Source organism: Sandarakinorhabdus rubra, from assembly GCF_010994245.1.
Taxonomy (GTDB): Bacteria; Pseudomonadota; Alphaproteobacteria; order Sphingomonadales; family Sphingomonadaceae; genus Sandarakinorhabdus; species Sandarakinorhabdus rubra.
Window position 1 is genome coordinate 1 of sequence record NZ_WMHO01000475.1, and the last position, 552, is coordinate 552.

1 protein-coding gene is annotated in these 552 nt (G+C 74.1%); it reads left to right on the forward strand.

Annotation, left to right across the window (positions count from 1 at the left end):
- On the forward strand, positions 1-552 hold a 552-nt coding region (locus tag GJV64_RS15375; protein ID WP_164158397.1), incomplete at both ends, for an FtsX-like permease family protein.

The following is a 552-nucleotide window of genomic DNA, read 5'->3' on the forward strand; positions in this document are numbered from 1 at the left end:
CAGCGGCGATGCCGGCGCCACCGAGGCGGCGGTCACGCTGGCGCCTGGCGCCAGCCCGGCCCGCGTGGAGGCGGCGCTGGCCGCCGCCCTGCCAACAGCCGTCGCCGGCCAGGCCCAATTCGGCCGCCCGGCCGACATGCGGCGCGTGGCGCTGTCCATCTTCGATCGCAGCTTTGCCGTTACCTATGCGCTGGAGGCGATTGCCATCCTGATCGGCCTGGCCGGGGTGGCCACCAGCTTCTCGGCGCAGGTGCTGGCCCGGCTGCGTGAGTTCGGCATGTTGCGCCATGTCGGCCTCAGCCGTGGGCAGGTGCTGGCCATGCTGGCCGCCGAAGGCGCCGGGCTGGGGCTGGTGGGGGCTCTCACGGGCCTGGCACTGGGGTTGGTGATGGCGCTGGTGCTGGTGAAGGTGGTGAACCCGCAGAGCTTCCACTGGACGATGGACCTCGCGCTGCCGTGGCCGCTGCTGGGTGCGCTGGTGGTGGCGCTGGTGGCCAGCGCCGGGATCACAGCGTTGGTCGCCGGCCGGCGGGCGCTGGGGCCGGGCGCGGT